Source organism: Streptomyces sp. NPDC020299 (assembly GCF_044387825.1).
Classification (GTDB): Bacteria; Actinomycetota; Actinomycetes; order Streptomycetales; family Streptomycetaceae; genus Streptomyces.
This window is the reverse complement of the sequence record NZ_JBIRWL010000033.1, coordinates 15,534-32,545: the sequence shown is the minus strand read 5'-3', so window position 1 is coordinate 32,545 and position 17,012 is coordinate 15,534. Positions and strand designations below refer to the sequence as shown.

At 68.1% G+C, this 17,012-nt stretch carries 13 protein-coding genes and 3 pseudogenes; 7 read left to right on the top strand and 9 right to left on the bottom strand.

Going from position 1 to position 17,012, the window contains the following annotated elements; genetic code table 11:
• The first annotated feature begins 181 nt into the window (after positions 1-181).
• Complete coding sequence (locus tag ACH45E_RS44000; RefSeq protein ID WP_361456812.1) at positions 182-1,693, top strand: transposase; 1,512 nt, start codon at positions 182-184, stop codon at positions 1,691-1,693.
• 146 nt (positions 1,694-1,839) lie between these two features.
• Here the strand turns inward: ACH45E_RS44000 and ACH45E_RS43995 are convergent, their stop codons facing one another.
• The gene (locus ACH45E_RS43995; RefSeq protein ID WP_361456809.1) at positions 1,840-2,829 is read right to left on the bottom strand and encodes an aldo/keto reductase; all 990 of its coding nucleotides are present in this window, start codon (positions 2,827-2,829) and stop codon (positions 1,840-1,842) included.
• A 51-nt stretch (positions 2,830-2,880) separates the two neighbouring features.
• The gene (locus tag ACH45E_RS43990; RefSeq protein ID WP_361456806.1) at positions 2,881-3,468 is read right to left on the bottom strand and encodes a flavodoxin family protein; all 588 of its coding nucleotides are present in this window, start codon (positions 3,466-3,468) and stop codon (positions 2,881-2,883) included.
• A 242-nt stretch (positions 3,469-3,710) separates the two neighbouring features.
• Here ACH45E_RS43990 and ACH45E_RS43985 point away from each other — a divergent pair, with 242 nt between their 5' ends.
• Positions 3,711-4,439, top strand: a complete 729-nt coding sequence (locus ACH45E_RS43985; protein WP_361456803.1) for a TetR/AcrR family transcriptional regulator — start codon at positions 3,711-3,713, stop codon at positions 4,437-4,439.
• Positions 4,440-4,628: 189 nt separating this feature from the next.
• On the top strand, positions 4,629-5,231 hold the full coding sequence (locus ACH45E_RS43980) for a recombinase family protein (RefSeq protein ID WP_361456800.1): 603 nt from the start codon (positions 4,629-4,631) through the stop codon (positions 5,229-5,231).
• A 43-nt stretch (positions 5,232-5,274) separates the two neighbouring features.
• On the opposite strand, the gene ACH45E_RS43975 is transcribed toward ACH45E_RS43980, so the two are convergent.
• Positions 5,275-5,442: a transposase gene (locus tag ACH45E_RS43975; protein ID WP_361456797.1), complete on the bottom strand. Its 168-nt coding sequence runs from the start codon at positions 5,440-5,442 to the stop codon at positions 5,275-5,277.
• Positions 5,443-5,608: 166 nt separating this feature from the next.
• Here ACH45E_RS43975 and ACH45E_RS43970 point away from each other — a divergent pair.
• A protein-coding gene (locus ACH45E_RS43970; RefSeq protein ID WP_361456901.1) for an IS5 family transposase occupies positions 5,609-6,492 on the top strand; the annotation gives its coding sequence in 2 pieces (ribosomal slippage) (positions 5,609-5,939 and positions 5,939-6,492; 885 coding nt in all).
• Here the strand turns inward: ACH45E_RS43970 and ACH45E_RS43965 are convergent.
• From ACH45E_RS43965 to ACH45E_RS43950, 4 genes and pseudogenes are all read right to left on the bottom strand, one after another.
• On the bottom strand, positions 6,463-7,698 hold the full coding sequence (locus ACH45E_RS43965) for a PP2C family protein-serine/threonine phosphatase (RefSeq protein ID WP_361456794.1): 1,236 nt from the start codon (positions 7,696-7,698) through the stop codon (positions 6,463-6,465). The two genes, ACH45E_RS43970 and ACH45E_RS43965, sit on opposite strands and share 30 nt — an antisense overlap.
• A 1,242-nt stretch (positions 7,699-8,940) precedes the next feature.
• Positions 8,941-10,953, bottom strand: coding sequence for a hypothetical protein (locus ACH45E_RS43960; RefSeq protein ID WP_361456791.1), 2,013 nt, complete (start codon positions 10,951-10,953; stop codon positions 8,941-8,943).
• Positions 10,954-11,332: 379 nt separating this feature from the next.
• Entirely contained in the window at positions 11,333-12,106 is a 774-nt protein-coding gene (locus tag ACH45E_RS43955) for a calcium-binding protein (protein ID WP_361456788.1), read from the bottom strand.
• Positions 12,107-12,454: 348 nt separating this feature from the next.
• Positions 12,455-12,638 (bottom strand): annotated as a pseudogene (locus ACH45E_RS43950) (RNA polymerase sigma factor); the annotation flags it as partial.
• A gap of 213 nt (positions 12,639-12,851) precedes the next feature.
• On the opposite strand from ACH45E_RS43950, the pseudogene ACH45E_RS43945 reads away from it, so the two are divergent.
• The 3 genes and pseudogenes from ACH45E_RS43945 (at position 12,852) to ACH45E_RS43935 (ending at position 14,530) form a co-directional block, all read left to right on the top strand.
• Positions 12,852-13,510 (top strand): annotated as a pseudogene (locus ACH45E_RS43945) (transposase family protein).
• 29 nt (positions 13,511-13,539) lie between these two features.
• A complete protein-coding gene (locus tag ACH45E_RS43940; RefSeq protein ID WP_361456785.1) occupies positions 13,540-13,932 on the top strand; it encodes a hypothetical protein in 393 nt (130 codons plus the stop codon).
• Between the two features lie 445 nt (positions 13,933-14,377).
• Entirely contained in the window at positions 14,378-14,530 is a 153-nt protein-coding gene (locus ACH45E_RS43935) for a hypothetical protein (protein ID WP_361456782.1), read from the top strand.
• Between the two features lie 199 nt (positions 14,531-14,729).
• Here the strand turns inward: ACH45E_RS43935 and ACH45E_RS43930 are convergent, their stop codons facing one another.
• Entirely contained in the window at positions 14,730-16,373 is a 1,644-nt protein-coding gene (locus ACH45E_RS43930) for a PQQ-binding-like beta-propeller repeat protein (protein WP_361456779.1), read from the bottom strand.
• Between the two features lie 22 nt (positions 16,374-16,395).
• A pseudogene (locus tag ACH45E_RS43925) lies at positions 16,396-16,890 on the bottom strand (serine/threonine-protein kinase); the annotation flags it as partial.
• Positions 16,891-17,012 lie beyond the last annotated feature (122 nt).

The following is a 17,012-nucleotide window of genomic DNA, read 5'->3' as shown; positions in this document are numbered from 1 at the left end:
CTCCTTCCTGATCCGGCGTCTTCGCGCAAACAGCGCCCGCTGCGGTGAGAGCTGTACGCCTTGTCACCGCGACCGGGCCGGGTGTGTGAGTGGTCGCCGTGTGGGCGAATACTGCAACCCTCGAATACCGACGCTTCACCAGTGAGATGACCTGCCCGGCGACTTCGAGGCCACCCGCGCCGTGCACTACGCCGCGATCCGCCAGCCGATGGACCCGCAGGTGTTCATCACCGACCTGAAGCAGCGCATGGCCAGCGGGCTGGACCGGTTGTCGGCCGCGCTCGCGGACGGCTCGGCCGACGGGGTGAAGGTGACCACCCGGCGTGGCGAGCCGTGGATCACCGTGCCCAAGCTGGAGAAGCTGGACGAGCCCACCGGTCTCCAGGCACTCAAGGACGAGGTCGTGCGCCGCTGGGGGGTCCTCGACCTCCTGGACGTGCTGAAGAACGCCTACTTCGTCACCGGCTTCACCGACGAGTTCGCCTCCGTCGCCGTCTACGAGCGCATCGACCGTGCCACCCTCCAGCGCCGCCTACTGCTTGCGCTCTTCGCCCTGGGCACGAACATGGGCATCCGGGCGATCGTGGCCACCGGAGAGCACGGCGAGACGGAGGCCGCTCTGAGGCACGTCCGCCGGCACTTCATCACTGTCGACAACCTCCGGGCCGCCGTGACCAAGCTGGTGAACGCCACCTTGGCCACCCGCGACACCGCGTGGTGGGGCCAGGGCACCGCATGCGCGTCGGACTCGAAGAAGTTCGGGTCCTGGTCCTCGAACTTCATGACCGAGTATCACGCCCGATACGGTGGCAACGGCGTGATGATCTACTGGCACGTCGAGCGGAAGAACGTCTGCATCTACTCCCAGCTCAAGAGCTGTTCGTCGTCCGAGGCCGCGGCGATGATCGAGGGCCTGCTCCGCCACTGCACCGACGCTGAGATCGAGTCCAACTACGTCGACACCCACGGCGCGAGCGTCGTCGGGTTCGCTTTCACCGAGCTGCTCAACTTCCGCCTGTTGCCCAGGCTGAAGAACATCGGCAGCATCCGCCTGTACCGGCCCGACGACGACCCGCCCGGCTGGCCAGCGCTCGGAGGCTCGCTGACTCGCGCGATCCGCTGGGACCTGATCGCTCAGCAGTACGACCAGATGGTCAAGTACGCCACCGCGCTGCGTCTGGGGACAGCAGAGGCCGAGCAGGTGCTGCGCCGCTTCACCCGCGGTGGCCCCAAGCACCCCACCTACGCCGCGCTCGAAGAACTCGGCCGTGCCGTCCGCACGATCTTTGCGTGCGACTATCTCGCCAGCCCCAACCTGCGCCGCGAGATCCACGGCGGCCTTCAGGTCGTTGAGAACTGGAACTCGGCGAACACCGTGCTGTACTACGGCAAGGACGGCGCCCTGACCGGCCCGGACAAGGAGCACGCCGAGACCTCGATGCTCGCCCTGCACCTTCTCCAGTCAAGTCTCGTCCACATCAATACGCTGCTGCTGCAACAGGTCCTGGCCGAGCAGGAGTGGGCGAAGCGGCTCAGCGGCGAGGACCGGCGCGGGCTGACCGCGCTGTTCTGGTCGAACGTCAACCCCTACGGCACCTTCCGCCTCGACATGGACAAGCGGCTCGACTTGGAGCTATCGATCACAGTGCCCCGGCCGCGTTTCCCTGAGCCCACCGCGACGATGCCCAGCTGAGTGTTCGGCGCCGTCGAAGAGAGTGCCCGAAGCCAGCTCCAACGGCTTCGGGCACTCTCGCGTGGCCGGCGTTCCAAGGCTTCGGTGATCCGGGCCTCACCGGGCCCGTGCGTCGGTGTCCGAGTGCATATGTCCCAGGGTGGGTCTCAGATCCAGGTGGGCACGTGCCCCTCGGTGTAGCGGGCGCCGAAGCCGCCCTGAGGCAGGATCTCGGCGATGGCCTTGAGGTCGGTGTCGGTGAGGGTCAGGTCGGCGGCGCCGACGTTTTCCTGGATGCGCTTCGGGCTGCGGGTGCCGGGGATCGGCACGACGTGCTCGCCCCGGGTCAGGAGCCAGGCCAGGGCTAGCTGGGAGACGGTGGCACCCTTGGCCACCGCGAACTCGGCGAGCCGGTCAACGGCTTCGATGTTCTTCTCGAAGTTGCCCGGCTGCCAGCGGGGGTCGACGTTGCGCATGTCGGTGGCTTCGTACTGGCCGGCCGGCTTGGCGGTGCCGGTGAGGAACCCGCGGCCGAGGGGGGAGTAGGCGACGAAGCCGATGCCGAGTTCGTCCAGGGTGGGGAAGAGCTGCTCGACGTCCCGTTCGAACAGGGAGTACTCGGTCTGCAGGACGGAGACCGACTGCACGGCGTGCGCCTTGCGGATCGTCTCGGGTCCGGCCTCGCTGAGGCCGAAGTACTTCACCTTGCCCGCGTCGATCAGTTCCTTGACGGCGCCCGCGACCTCCTCGATGGGTACCTCGGGGTCGACGCGGTGCTGGTAGAAGACATCGATGTGATCCACACCGAGGTAGCGCAGGCTGTTGTCGGCGACCTTGCGGATGTTGTCGGGCCGGCTGTTGAGAGTGCCGCCGATCTGCTCGGGAGGCACGGACATGTCGACACCGAACTTGGTGGCCAGGACCACGTCGTCGCGGAAGTCCCTGACCGCGTTGCCGACCAGGATCTCGTTGGATCCTGTGCCCCAGCCGTACATCTCGGCGGTGTCGAAGAAGGTGACGCCCAGGTCGTGCGCGCGGCGGAGGGCGGCAACGCCGGCCTCCTCGTCGGTGGATCCGTAGGCCATCGTCAGGCCCATCGCGCCGTAGCCGATCGCCGAGACCACAAGGCCCTGGCTTCCGAGTGTCCGGTGCTGCATAACTCACTCCTCGGAAAGAAACTAGAAGGCAATTTTTGGCGGACCGTTGTGTCAGTGCGCTGCGGCGGTCAGTCCGGCGCGGTGGATGCGGGTGTGCTCGGCGACGCGCCGGCCGAGGTGGCGGGCGGTGTTCAGGTCTGCGTCGTGGACGGCGGGGGTGTCGTTGAAGCTCTGTGCGCCGGCGCCGAGGTAGAAGCCGAGGCGGTTGTCGTCCTGGGGGCCGGATGTGGTGGTGTTCCAGCCCGGCAGGAGGTTCAGGCTCACCCAGAGCATCCCGTGCTGGGCCGCCAGGAGCGCCAGGTACTGCAAGGTGTGCAGCTTGTCGCCGCTCATGGAGCCGGAGTTGGTGAATCCCGCCGCGAGCTTGTCGCTCCAGGCGCGGGTCATCCACCGCTTGCTTGTGGCCTCGGCGAAGGCGTGAAACGCCCCCGACGCGGTGCCCATGTAGGTGGGGGTACCGAAGATGATGGCGTCCGCGGCGTCCATCAGTTCCCAGTCGGCGTCGCTGAGGGAGGCGACGTCCACGCGGTGGACGTGCGTCCCAGCGATGGAGCGCACGCCGTCGGCCACGGCCGTGGCGATCTGGGCGGTGTGGCCGTAGCCGGAATGCGACGCGATGACGATCGAGATATCGGACACGGGTGTTCCTATCCTGCCGCGATGGCGGCGTGTTCGGTGGTGTGCCGGCGGACGATGAGCTGCCCGCTGCGGCGGTCGGCCGCACTGCTCCACGAGTTGAGGGAGCGACGGCCCCGGCCGGGGTGCGGCGCATGCCCAGGTTTCGCGGGCCGGCGCCGACCACCATCAGCGTGGATCGTCGTTCCGGTTTAGACAGTAGCACCGATAAGGCGACGATACGCAACTTGGGATATCGTTGTTCCATGGACGAGGGACGACGCGCCGCGCGGCGCCAGGTACTGCAGGTGGCCGCCAAGCTTTTGGAAGAGGGCGGCAGTGAAGCGGTCTCCACGCGCGCTGTCGCCGCAGCCGCGGGCATCACGGCCCCCGCGCTCTACCGGATGTTCGACGACAAGGACGGACTCCTGGCCGAGTTGGCCGCCTACGGGTTCGAGATGTACCTGGCCGAGAAACGGGAGGCGCTGGCGCTGACCCCCGACGACCCGGTGGCCGACCTCTACCGCGGCTGGGACCTGCACGTCGACTTCGGAGTGCGGCACCCCGCGTTCTACGTGCTCATGTATGGCACTGTGCGGCCCGGGCGGCGGCCCCCGGCCGCGGACGAGGCGCACGCCCTGCTGGTGAGACTGCTGGGCCGGGCGGCCGAGGCCGGGCGCCTTCGGGTTCCGGTGGCGCAGGCGACCCGCGTCATCCATGTGGCGACGACGGGTGCCACGCTGGCGCTGATCGGCGAAGAGCCCTCGGAGCGGGACCTGACCACTTCGACTCGGCTGCGGGACACCGTCATCGCCTCGGTCACCACGGACTCGCCCGCCTCGTCCGGGTCGGACCTGGCCTCGCGCGCACTCGCCCTCGATGCCGTACTGGAGACCGCGCTCACCACCGGGCCCTCGGCTGCGGGCGCCGGTGTACCTCTGCGAGAAACGGAGACGGCTCTGCTGCGCGAATGGTTGCAGCAGTTGGCAGGCTGAACCGGCCGCCTGCTCCGCAGGCGGTGGGCTCAGTCGGTTACGCCGGCCGTGCAGAACTCGATGTGCGTGTCGGCAAACGACCGTTTACCGATACTCCAACCAGTGATCACGAACCCGCAGGTGAGCAATGTCGGCAACTCGCGTCGAGAATCAACGTCGGTGAACGGTCTGACCGATAGATTCCGACACATGCTCATCGGCTACGCGCGGGTCTCGACCGCCGACCAGAACCCCGATCATCAGATCGACGCCCTGCTGCGGGCCGGCGTCGGCCGCGACAACATCCACGTCGACACCGCGAGCGGCGCGAAGTCGTCCCGTCCGAAGCTCGACCTCGTCCTCCAGCTGCTGCGCGGGGGCGACACACTGACGGTCACCCGGCTCGACCGGCTCTCCCGCTCGGTGCTCCACCTGGTGACGCTCGGCGCGGACCTGCGCGAGCGGGGCATCGGGCTGCACGTCATTGAGCAGGGCATCGACACCGCCACCATGGAGGGCCGCGCGATGTTCGGGATGCTGTCCGTGCTCGCCGAGCTCCAGCGGGAGCTGATCGTGGCGAACACCAACGACGGGCTCGCCTCCGCGCGGGCCCGCGGCCGGGTCGGTGGGCGCCGGCCACGCCTCACCGCGGACCAGGCCGCGCTCGCGGCGCGGCTCTACGACGAACGGGAGAAGACCGTCCAGCAGATCGCCGACATGTTCGGCGTCCCGAGGTCGACGGTGTACGGACACCTCGACAAGACCAAGACCGTGCCCCGCCAGCCGAAGAAGACCGCGGCCACGAAGCCCTGAAAGCTACCGGCGGGTTACTTGCTCCCTGGTGTCTGAGCTAGGACTACGGGGCCATCGTGTCCCGCTTGACCCAGTTCCGCAGGCCCTCGGCGCTGACCCCGATCTCCCGGGCCACCTCGGTGACGGTCTTGCCGGAGGAGCGGACCAGCGAGACCGCGTCGCGCTTGAACTCCTCCGAGTACCGCCTGCTGCGGTTGCTCTTGCTTCCCACCCGGCACTACTTCCTCTGGAACCTTACGTCCCAGTCTCCAGGTGTCCAACATCAAGGGAAGCTTCACCTGGGACCGGGGTGGGAGATGGCACAGCACTGAGCGTGTCTCTTTGGTGGGCTCATCAGTTGATCGGATGTGTCTGTCCGATGAGTGATCACTGATGCGATGTGGGACCGGATCGAGCCGCTGATGCCGGCCGATCCGGTCCGCGGACGGCGATGGGCCGACCACCGCCGCACACTCGAGGCCATCGCATGGAAGTACCGCACCAACTCGCCCTGGCGGGACCTCCCCGACGAGCTCGGCCCGTTCCAGACCGCCCACAAGCGGCTGATCAGATGGGCCGTCGACGGCACCTGGGAGGAGATCCTCGCCGCCGTCCTCGTGGCGGCCGATGCCGACGACGAAATCGACTGGATCGTGTCGGTCGACTCCACCGTCGTCCGCGCCCACCAACACGCCGCCGGAGCACTCAAAAGGGGGCTGAGGGCTGCAACGAACCGGCCGACCACGCACTCGGACGCTCACGCGGCGGGCTGAGCACCAACTTCCACCTGGCCGCAGACGGCCAGGCGCGGCCCCTGGCCCTGGCCGTCACAGCAGGCCAGGCCGGTGACGCACCCGCCTTCGAAACGGTCATGGCCCGCATCCGGGTGCCCAGAAGCGGCCCAGGCCGGCCCCGGACCCGCCCCACAGCTGTCCTGGCCGACCGCGCCTACTCATCCCGCGTGATCCGTGCCCATCTGCGCCGCCGACAGATCCGCGCGGTCATCCCGCAGCCGTCGGACCAGATCGGCCACCGTCTGCGCCGGAGGCGGCAAGGCGGGCGCCCGCCCGGCTTCGATGCCGATGCCTACAAGCAGCGCAACACCGTCGAGCGGTGCATCAACCGCCTCAAACATCGGCGTGGCCTGGCCACACGAACCGACAAACTCGCGATCGCCTACCAAGCCGCACTCCACCTCGCCGCGATCTTCATTTGGGCACGGCGCTGGCCAAGGAGACAGAACCTAGCTGGGTCACGGCTGGTCCTTCGTGCGTGCGGCTGAGGCTTGCCGGGTGTCCGCGCCGGAGCTGACATGCCGCTGGATCTCCTTGGGGCCGTGCCAGTCCAGGCACACAGCGGTGGCATCGTCTTCGAGCCGGCCGTCAGCGGCGTCCCTGACCGCGGACGTCAACGCCAGCGTGGTTTCCCTCGGGTGCAGGTACCGGGTCCGCTCCAGCAGGGCGGGCAGGTCGACATTCTCGCCGTGACGTTCGAGCATGCCGTCGGTGAACATGAGCAGACGGTCACCGGGCCGCAGGTCGAGCTCCTGCAGGCGGTACGGGTGGGGGGTCAGCTCGGACAGCCCGAAGGGATGGTCCGCCTCGCAGGTGATCGCCTCCACAGCCCCCTCGCGCATGCGCAGTGGCCAGGGGTGCCCCGCGTTGACAAGCCGGGCCCGCCCGGTGTGGAGATTGATGCGCAGCAACTGCCCGGTGGCATGACCGTGACCGTGGTCGATCAGTGCCTGGTCGGCCCGGTGGGCCTGTTCGGCCAGGCCGGCGCCCGCCCGGCGGGCGCCGCGCAGGGCGCCCACCAGGACCGTGGCGGCCAGGGCGGCATCGATGTCGTGGCCCATGGGGTCGGTCACCGACACGTGCAAGGTGTCGCGGTCCAGGCTGTAGTCGAAGGTGTCACCGCTGAGGTCCTCGGAGGGCTCCAGATTCCCGCACAGGGTGAACTGTGCAGCCTCGCACGACAGCGACGGGGGCAACAGCTGGTACTGGATTTCAGCTGCCAGCGTGGGAGGCCTGGAACGTTTGCCCCAGGTGTAGAGGTCGGTGAAGCGCCCATTGGCGATCACGACGTAGGCCAGGATGTGGGCGGCTTCCCCGACCGCATCGAGGACGTCCTCGCCGGGGTCGGTCGGCAGGAGCAGTTCCAGCAGCCCGATCGCATCCCCCCGGTTGGTGACCGGGGCAATCACCCGCCGCCCCTGTCCGGTCGCGTCCTGATACAGCCGCTGGGTACGGATCACCTCCTCGTAGACGCTGCCGAACAGAGGGATCCGTTCCACCTCCCGCTCGCTCTCCGCAGCGGCGGTGGACAGCCGCGCCACCGCCTTCCCCGTCAGGTCCACGATGAGGAAGGAGACCTTCGTGGCGTTGAAACGCCGCCGCAGGTCCTCCGCGATCACGTCCACGGCGTCCGCCGGCGCCGCTGTCTCCGCTGCCGTCAGCAATCGGGGAAGTTCACTCTGTCCACCACTCACGACCGCGGTCCCTTCCACCAGCCCCTCCCACCAGCTTGGGAATCGCCGCAGTGAGCGTCAATCCGTGCACAGTCACGCTCCGGCAATTGGCCCGCAGAGGCGGCCGCCACGGCTGCTCTGCTACAAAACTCGACGAGGGGCCTGGCCGAAGCCGCCCCATTTCTGGCGGCCAGAGCCAAGGCCGGTCGTCTCGACGGGCCCATGTCTCATGAGACACGCCAGAGTCTGGAGAACGATGGCTACCGCGCCCAGCTCGCCGTGTACGCGGACCGGCGGGTGCTGCTGCGCTCCAGGCAGGGGCAGACATGACGGCGTCGTTCCCCGAGATCCGGGCGGCGGCCCTCGCGCAGCTGCCGGCGGACACCGGGCTGGACGGCGAGCTGGTGGTGTGGGAATCGGCTGGCGTTCGAGCGGCTGCAGCAGCGGCTCGCCCGGCGCGGGACCGGTGCGTCCCAGGCGGCGCGCCAGTGGCCGGCGCGCTACGTGGTCTTCGACCTGGTGCACGCGGGCGCGGACGTGACCGGCTGGCCGTACGAGCAGCGGCGCGCGGCGCTTCAGGCACTGTTCGCCGACCACGGCCTGGAAGCTCCGCTGACCTTGTGCCCGTCGACCACCGACCCGGCTGTCGCCAGGGGTAGCTGGAATGGCACTGTTGCTCTCCTTGCACGCGCTGGGGGTACGGCCTGCGCAGCAGCACGCAAGGGGGGCTTGGTGCAGGCCGCGCAGTGTGGCCGGGATGCCGGTCGGCCGTGGCCGCCGTAGTGTGGCTGCGCTGTGCAGACGCAGCTGCCCTGGCGCAGAGGCCGCCTAGTGGATCTTCAGGTCCGCTTCCTACACCCGTCGGCTGGCCGGACGCTTCATGCTCTCTCCGTCATGAACACCGGCGCCTGTGCCAGGGCACGCACGCCGGCTCCCGCCGGCCGTCTTCCAGGCGCTGACATCGTGATGCTGACGCGGTCGGGGCTCGGCCCGATGAGGGGTGCTGGACCGGCTGCATGGGTGATCACCGGCTCGGCTCCGTGTGCTGGTATGCCGATCCGGCAATCACGCAATGTGTGCTGGGGCGAGTTTCCTTTGACTCGGCGTCCCGGCTGTGGTGGTGCCGTGGCCGGTTGCCGAGCCGGCTGCGGCCCATCGGGTGCCCGCCTTCGTGCCCGAGTCGAGGACCGTTTTTCGGCTGAAGCTGTGCTTGGCGCTCGTGCCGCTCTCCTTCCTCCGCGCGTGATGCTGGGCGAGAGTTGTTTACGCCGGGCTGGAGTGACGCGGCGGCAGGCCGGGGATTGCGCCTTCTGCCAGGCTGGAGCGGATTTCGCGTTCGGCCGACCCTAGAGATCCATGCGGTTCGGTGCAAGCGATGACGACCTGTCCTGCGCTGCCGGAGGGGTCTTCAGAGGCTGCCAGATCCGTCAGGCCGTTGAGCAGAGCGGTCCCGGTCCGCTGATCCTCTCGGCTGCTACCGAGGCCTGTGAAGGGGCCATCGACGATCAGGAACTGCGGCACGGGCATCGCGGGGACTTCCCGGGCGGTGTCGCGCAGTGCCAGCAGCATGCTGACGTTGGTGCGGATCATGCCGTGTCCAGCGACGCCTCGTGCGTCGAACGCGCTGCCGTTGATGGTGACGGTGAAGTCTTCCAGGCTGATCGAGGCGGTCGTGATCTCCGGGTCGCAGGCCCGCATGCGTTGCAGCAGGTGGTTGGACCACCGGTCGGTGCCTTGTTTGACCATGAGGTCGGTGTCGTGCCGGGCGGCGGTGTACGCGGCCTCGGCGGCATCCTTGTCCTTCTCCAGCTGCGGCAGCCGCTCGCGAAGCTCGGTCAGCTCGGCAAGTTCGTGAAGGTGCTCGGCATTCTGTTCCAGTCGCGCGGCCAGCTCCCGCGCGGCGGCCTCCGCCTCGACCACCGCCTTCTTCTGCGGCTCCATCACGTCCCGGGCGAAGACCTGGGCGGCGGCCGCAGCCTCTACCACTGCCCGATCTGAGTCGCTGGCCCGACCGCGGGCGTCATCGGCGGCCTGTGCCGCGCGACAGGCGGCTTCACGGGCCCGCTCGGCAGCCTGCTGCGCCTCGGACATCCGCCGCTGGAACTGCTCGGCACCCTGCTGACGTTCGGGGTCGAACCGCCGGCACACGGGGCAGTCGTCCTTGGACAGCCCCGTCAGATCGAGCGCCCGCACGCACTGGGGGCACAGGCTCGGGTCGGTGGCGGCTTCCCGCAGGCCGGCCAGGCGCCCCCGGGCCTCACCGGCTGCCGTCTCCAGGTGACGCGCTGTGCGTTGCCGCTCGTCGGCGGCCGCGCGCGCGGCCTGGCGCACCTCCGCCGCTGCGGACACCTTCTGCTGGAGTGCTGCGAGTTCGGTGTGCAGCCGGCTGAGGACCGCGCCGGCCTGCTGAGCTGTGGCGGACACCTCGTGGTGCTGCGCGGTCCACTGGGCGGCACGGCGCTGAAGATCTTCGACCGACGGCAGCTCGCGCTCCTCGCGGTCGCGCAGGATCTTCTTCACCCGGTTACTCGCCGACCGCCACTTCTTCGTCTTGCTACCGGACTCCTGGCGCAGGGCGTCGACCGTCTCGTCATCGGCACCCAGCAGGACCCGGCCCACCGCAATCCGCTGCTCCTTGCTCTGCCGGCCGAGGTAGTCGTTCGGCAGATCCCGCTGACGTGCATAGATCCACGGAATCATCAGGTCCAGGGTGACGCGCGTACGTCCCGTGCCGAGCCGGGGGATGCCGAGCAGGTCCTGGAAGACGTCAGCGGCGGACCTTTGCAACTCCCTTCGCTTGACCGGATGGCGCTCCTCGGTGCCCAGCATGATGTTGGTGAAGCTCACATCCTCCGCCCGGTTCATCGTGCTGCGGGTGAGCCGCCATCGCGACCCCCGCAGACGGGCCGTGAACCCGATCCGGCTGCATGCCGCCGCGGCCGACATCAGCTTCATGCCGTCGTCCACCGTCGCGCGCTGGACCTGTACCGCTCGATCCCCGCCCACCACCACGAGAGCGCTGTACAAGAGCTGCGGGACGTCCTGGCTGCTTGAAGCCGGCCGCTCGCACCACCGGCTGGCACAACTGCGCCTGGCGCCCGCTGCCTGCCCACGACCGGCGCCGCCGGGGTCGCAGGCCGCCGCCGGTTCACGTCCACGAGGCGCTGCACAGGGCGTGTGCGCGCCAGGCGTGCCGTCCGCACAGGCCGGCGCATTCTCGTTCCACCAGCGGCCCAGCGCTCGCACGGCGGTATCGGGCAGCAGGCGTGCGGCCATCTCCCGGTCCACCGCATCGGCACGGTCTTGTCTGTTCACCTTCCGCCTTCGAGCTGCTCAAGGCCTTTCTCGGCCGGGGCCCACCTGTTTCCGGAAGCGAGTGGACACACCCGCGACCCGACCCGCTCGCGGCCGCCCGGCGCATGGCCGACATCTTCGCCAAGCTCCGCAGGCGGGCCGCCGTCCCGCCCGCACCACAGCTGTCTCCGGCCCTGCACCAGCACGCCCAGCCCTTCCAAGCGATGTTGCCCACACGCCAGAGCCGGTGACACCGCCGGCGAAAAGGGAAACGCCCGAACCGCGACTGTCGGTGCACCCGCACGACGGCCCCCAGGGCGGTCATGGGCAGTGCCAGCGGCCCTGCCGGGGAGGAACGGGGTCAGATGACGTCGACGTAGTCACCGGCGGTGGTGGCTGCGGGGGTGGTGGAGGTTCCGGCGAAGACGTAGCGGTAGTAGCCGTCGGCGGTGGCGTTGACGGTGGTGTTCAGGTTGCCGGTGCTGTTGGTCGTGATCGTCTTGAGGGTGGTGTAGGCGCTGGTGTTCTCGGGCCGGTACTGCAGTTTCACCTTCTGGCCGCTGTAGCCGGCCCATTTGCGCGTGTTCCAGTTCGCGCGCGTCAGAGCCCCGGTGACGGTGATTGTCCGGCCCTTTCGCACGGGCTCGGGGGAGGCGTTCACGCTGAGCTTGGAGGCGCGCTGCACCTTGGTGACGGCGTAGTCGTAGACGGCGGTCTGCGTGCGGTCCTTGCCGTTGGCCCAGGCGGCGATGTGCCAGGTTCCGGCCTGGGTGTTGGAGACCACGTTGGTCATGTCGCGGGTGTCGGCCTCCACCTGGAAGTTCATGGTGCAGGTGGTGGAGGTGCCGCTGGTGGTGCACCTCGGAGCGTCGTAGGACAGGGCCCGGTCGCGACTGGCGTAGGTGCTGCCGTGCCACAAGTTGACGTCGGCCACGGATATCCCGGCGGTGTAGGTGGCGGTGATCTGGGCGCTGAACTTGGTGACCGTGGTGGGGCCGATCACGATGTTCTTGCCCTTGTTGACCACGACCTTGGTGATGACCGGTCCGGGTGCCGCGTGGGCGGGGGCGGCGAAGAGGGGGGTCAGCAGGGCGGCAGTCGCTGTTGCAGCAACCGCTGCGGCATGTGTACGCATTCGAGTCCGTATCGAAGATGGCCGGTCTCGGAGCGCTTGTGCCTCCGAAAACCGTGCGGATCATGAAGGTCGGAATCTCAGACCCCGGCAGGCAGCGCAGGGTTGTACGCGGATGGCAGCTGTCTCGCTGCGAACTTCCCTTGCTCTCATGGATGAAAGGTCTCCGTGCTGTCAATTGCCAGTGCTGCAGGCAGCGTTCACTGTGCGCGGCCCTTGAGGCGGCCCTGCCTGCAGCAGGTCAGCGACGCGCTGCCGCCTGCAGTTGTGCCGTCCGCTCTGTTCGCGACGGGTGCCCGGGGCGGACGGGCCCGCATCCGTTGGCGCCGGGGATGCGGTGCGGTCCGCGAATCAGTGTGCCCGGCGGCCAGTCGGTGGGCACCCACGGCCGGCCGTTGACGCCGAAGTACAGTCGGGGTCGCGGCGCTGCAACTCCTGACGGAGCCGTGTAAGCGCCCGGTGCAGTGTGCTCTTGACCGTTCCGCGCCATGCCGAGGGCGGCGGCCGTCTCCTGCGTGGTCATCTGCTCCCAGTGAGCCTTTTCCAACTTGGTGATCGGGTAGGCCAGTTGGACTGAGAGACAGGTGAAGCCCCTGGTAGATGGGTTTTCGACCAAGAAATCCGTCTCCACCAGAGGCTTCGTGTGCTTGTTTACCCGTCGGGCGTCGACGTGTCCAGTTCTGCCCTGCGCTTCCTGTCCGCCAAGCTCCGTCAGCGCCGCCGAGAGCTCGGTACCCGCTGGCGGCGCCTGAGTGTCGGCCGACAGGCCCTGCTCACTCTCGCCCATCTCCGCAACGGCCACCCCTATGCGCAGCTTGCGGCCGGGTTCGGCATCGGGACCACGACTGCGTACCGATACATCACCGAGGCAGTCGAGGTCCTGGCCGCTCTCGCGCCGAGTCTTGCGCAGGCAGTCCGGACGGCGTCGTCGAAGGCGTTCGTGCTGCTGGACGGGACCCTGCTGCCGATCGACCGGATCGCTGCGGACCGGCCCTACTACTCGGGGAAGCATAAGAAGCACGGGATGAACGTGCAGGTCCTCGCCGATCCCCTCGGCCGGTTGTTGTGGGCCTCACCGGCCCTGCCTGGTGCCGTCCACGATGTCCGCGCGGCCCGCGAACACGGCATCGTCGACGCCCTCGCCGGGGCCGGCATCACCTGCTGGCGGACAAGGGCTACCAGGGCGCAGGCGGGACGGTGCGTCACCCTTTCCGAGGCCGCTGGGAGAACTTGTCCATCGGCCAGCAGGCCGTCAACCGGTCTCAGGCCAAGATCCGGGCACTGGTCGAACAAGCCATCGCCACCCTCAAGTCCTGGCGGCTCCTCCGCAAACTCCGCTGTTCAACGACCCGGATCACGAACGTCGTCCAAGCCGTCCTCACCCTCCAACTGGTCAGCTCAGACTGAGGCAGTCACGGAACTCGTATGATCTCGCGGTGAGGATCTGGACGGAGCACCCTGCCAAGGCGGACGTCGAAGCTGTCGTTCGCCGCTACTTCAGCCTGCTCCGAGCCGGGAGGATCCCTGAGGCCGAACAGCTCATCGATCACAGCCCGGTCCGTCATGTGCTCAAGTCGCTGTGGACCGGGTCCGTCGAAGCAAGCGCCGATGGGGCTGAGGCGAGCAGAAACCCTGCTGCCGACGAGTGGGAGCAGGATCTGTCCTGGCTCGGCGAACTCAATCTTGCGGACTTCCACTGGGGCGACACCGGCAGTCACGTCTACGTTGAGATCACCTACCGCGCGCAGATTATCGAGGTGGCATTGAGCTTCTGGGTCAAGCCTGTCGAAGCCGGCTGGGTCATCGCGGGACCGGCCACCCTCTGGTAGGGCACTCGAAAGAGCAGCACGATCCAGGTGTCGGCGCAGTCCGCCCGCTGGCGGACCATCACATGCTGTCGATCAAGGACCCGGCCAGCCCGAGCACCCCGCCCCCGTCCCACGCCAGCCCCGTGACCTGCAACCTCAGGTTGGAAAAGGCTGACTGCGTCCACGCTGTCGCTTTCTCATCGTCTTTCCGTAGAGGGAAGTCCTATCACCGAGAGCCGGGTGGTTGATCAGGTGGCCTGCCGGCCGCGAGAGTGTGGAGGCTGGGCGGTCCTGTTGTCCTGCCACTGGCCGCGAAAGAGGTCTTCCGGCTTCGCAGCGTCGGCGAGGCTCTTAACGGTTGCGGTGGGTCATCTGGAGCTGACGCCCGATGGAGCGGCGGCTGTGGCCGGCTTCCAGCAGCGCGTGGACCGTGGCGTGCCGGGCTCGGACGCGGTTGGCGAATCGCTTGCTCCGCCATGGAGAGTTTACCGGCCTGAAGATCGTCAAGGCCGTCACCCAGGCACTGTTCATCGAGCAGGAGCCGGTCGGTAAGCGCATCACAGCCCGCATCACCCTGTCCGACACATCCAGTGACGCCGAGGCCCCCAGCCCGGCGTAAGTGCCTGTTTCTGGTTTCCTGTGGCGTGATGAGGTCGTCTGCTCGGGAGGAGGACTGCCGAAGGTCCAGCCCGCGAACTTGTTGGCGTCGCTCTTGTCGACTTGCCACAAGCCCGTCCTGCGGCCTCGGACGTCGTTACTCGCTTTCGGACGTGGCGGCTTACTGGTCTGTCGACATTGGTGCCGCGGACATCACAGCGTCAGGTGGTCGGACCGGTGCCGGTGGCGGCGTTCAAGGAGTACACCTTGCCCCGTGTGCTGGTGATGTAGATCGTCCCGTCGGCGACCGCGGGCGTGTTGAGGACACCATCGCGGGAGGCGTGGGTCCACTGCTCGGCGCCGGTGGTGGCATCCAGGGCATGCAACGTTTCGCCATCATTGCTGGTGATGTAGACGATTCCCTCGGCGACCATGGGTGAGGAGGGGAGATCGTCGAAGTAGACGAGGTCATCGTTGTCGTCCTCGGGTGTCGAGGAGTCGTTGTGGCCTGCGATGGTCCACCGCTTGGTGCCGGTGGCGGCATCCAGGGCGTACAAGAGGCAGTTTCCCAAGCCGCCGCCAATGTAGACGGTTCCGTCGATGACTGTGGGCGAGGAATAACCGGAGCTGTCAGCGGGGTGGGTCCACCGCTCGGAGCCGGTGGAGGCGTCCAACGCATAGAAAAGGCCGTCGCCGCTGCTGAGGTAGACGGTGCCGTCGGCGACCGCAGGCGAGGAGGTTTCATAGGCGTCGGCGCGGTGCGTCCATCGCTCGGTGCCGGTGATGGCGTCCAAGGCATACACGCGGCCGTCACTACTGCTGATGAACACGGTTCCGTCGGCGACCGCAGGCGAGGAGCGAACGCTGCCACGTATGGTCTGGATCCACTGCTCGGTGCCGGTGGCCGCGTCCAGGGCGTACACCTTGCGTTCATCGCTGCCGATGTAGACGGTTCCGCCGACGACTGTAGGAGAGGAGAACCGGTCATCGCGGGTGGTGTAGGTCCACTGCTCCGTGCCGGTGGCGGCATTCAAGGCATACACGAGGCCGTGATCGCTGCCGAGGTAGACGGTTCCGCCGACGGCTGCGGGCGGTGAGCAGGAGTTGATGCGGCCACGTGTGGTGTGTGTCCACCGCGCGGTGCCGGTGGCGGCATCCAAGGCGTATACCCGGCCGCGGTCACTGCCGATGTAGACAGTGCCGTCGGCGACCACCGGCGAGGAGAGGAAATCCTCGCTGACCTCGTAGGTCCACGGGGTGCTGGTGGTGCCTGGGAGGCGCTTTGTGGGTGGGAGGGTGCGTACCGTCCTAGCTGTGGGCGGCGGCGAGTGCGATGGTGCAGTCCACGACGGTAGCGAGGCACGCAAGCTGTGCGGGGGCAGCGGCTCGGAGAGAGTGGCTGTCAGCTCCGGTCGTCTCGCTGAGACCGGTGATGTCACGGTAGTGGCGTCCGGTGAGGTCTCGCGCGCTGTGCTGTTGTGCGCCGTTGCGACTGGCTCGGAGAGCACCGGCAGTGCCGCTTCAGATGCGCGTTCCGTCGCCGTGGTTGGTTCCGGCTGCGACACTGCGGGGGGTGCGGTGGTGAGTGCGCGGAGGCGGTCACGGACTTGGTCGGCGGTGGCGGGGCGGTTTTCGGGGTCTTTGGCGAGCAGGTCTAGGACGAGCTGGTCGAGGGCTGCCGGGACATCGAGGCTTCGGGCGCTAGGTGGTTCGGGGACGCGGTGCAGGTGCGCGTACATCAGCGCAACCGTGTCGAGATCGCTGAAAGGGGTGGAGCCGGTGAGGAGTTCGTGCAGCAGGCAGCCGAGCGAGTACAGGTCGGCGCGGCCGTCTCCAGCTTTGCCGAGGAGCCGCTCGGGCGGCATGTAGTGGGGGGGTGCCGATGATGCGGCTGGCCTGGGTGACGGTCGAGGTGTAGCGGGCGATGCCGAAGTCGAGGATCTTGATGGTGCCGGTAAGGGTGAGCATGAGGTTGGCTGGCTTGAGGTCGCGGTGCACGATCCTGGCCGCATGGGCGGCGGCCAGAGCGTCAGCGGTCTGCGCGGCCCAGTCGATCGCGTCCGTGAGGGCTGGCGGGCCTTCGTGACGCAGGACGGCCGACAGATCCCGTCCCTGCAGCAACTCCATGACGAGATAGAAGGTGCCGTCGGAATCCTGGCCGAGATCGTAAATGGTGACCACGCCGGGGTGGTTCAGGCCGCCGGCCGTGCGTGCCTCGCGGAGAAACAGGTCGGTCCCCTCGTCACCTCCGGATGGGTGGAGCACCTTGACCGCGACGTGACGCCGGATCACGGTATCGAGTGCCGCCCACACCTCGCCCATCCCGCCGCGGCCCAGCAACTTTTTCAGTTGGTACCGGCCCGCGATTATCCGTTCGGCCAAAATCGCCCGTCCTCACACTTGGCCCGCGAGCTCACCACGTACAAGGGTTGTGGGGCGGGTGGCCGAAATCCTACCCATTGGCCGGGACCGCTCCAGGGTCCGTCTGCAAACGGATCTTGTTC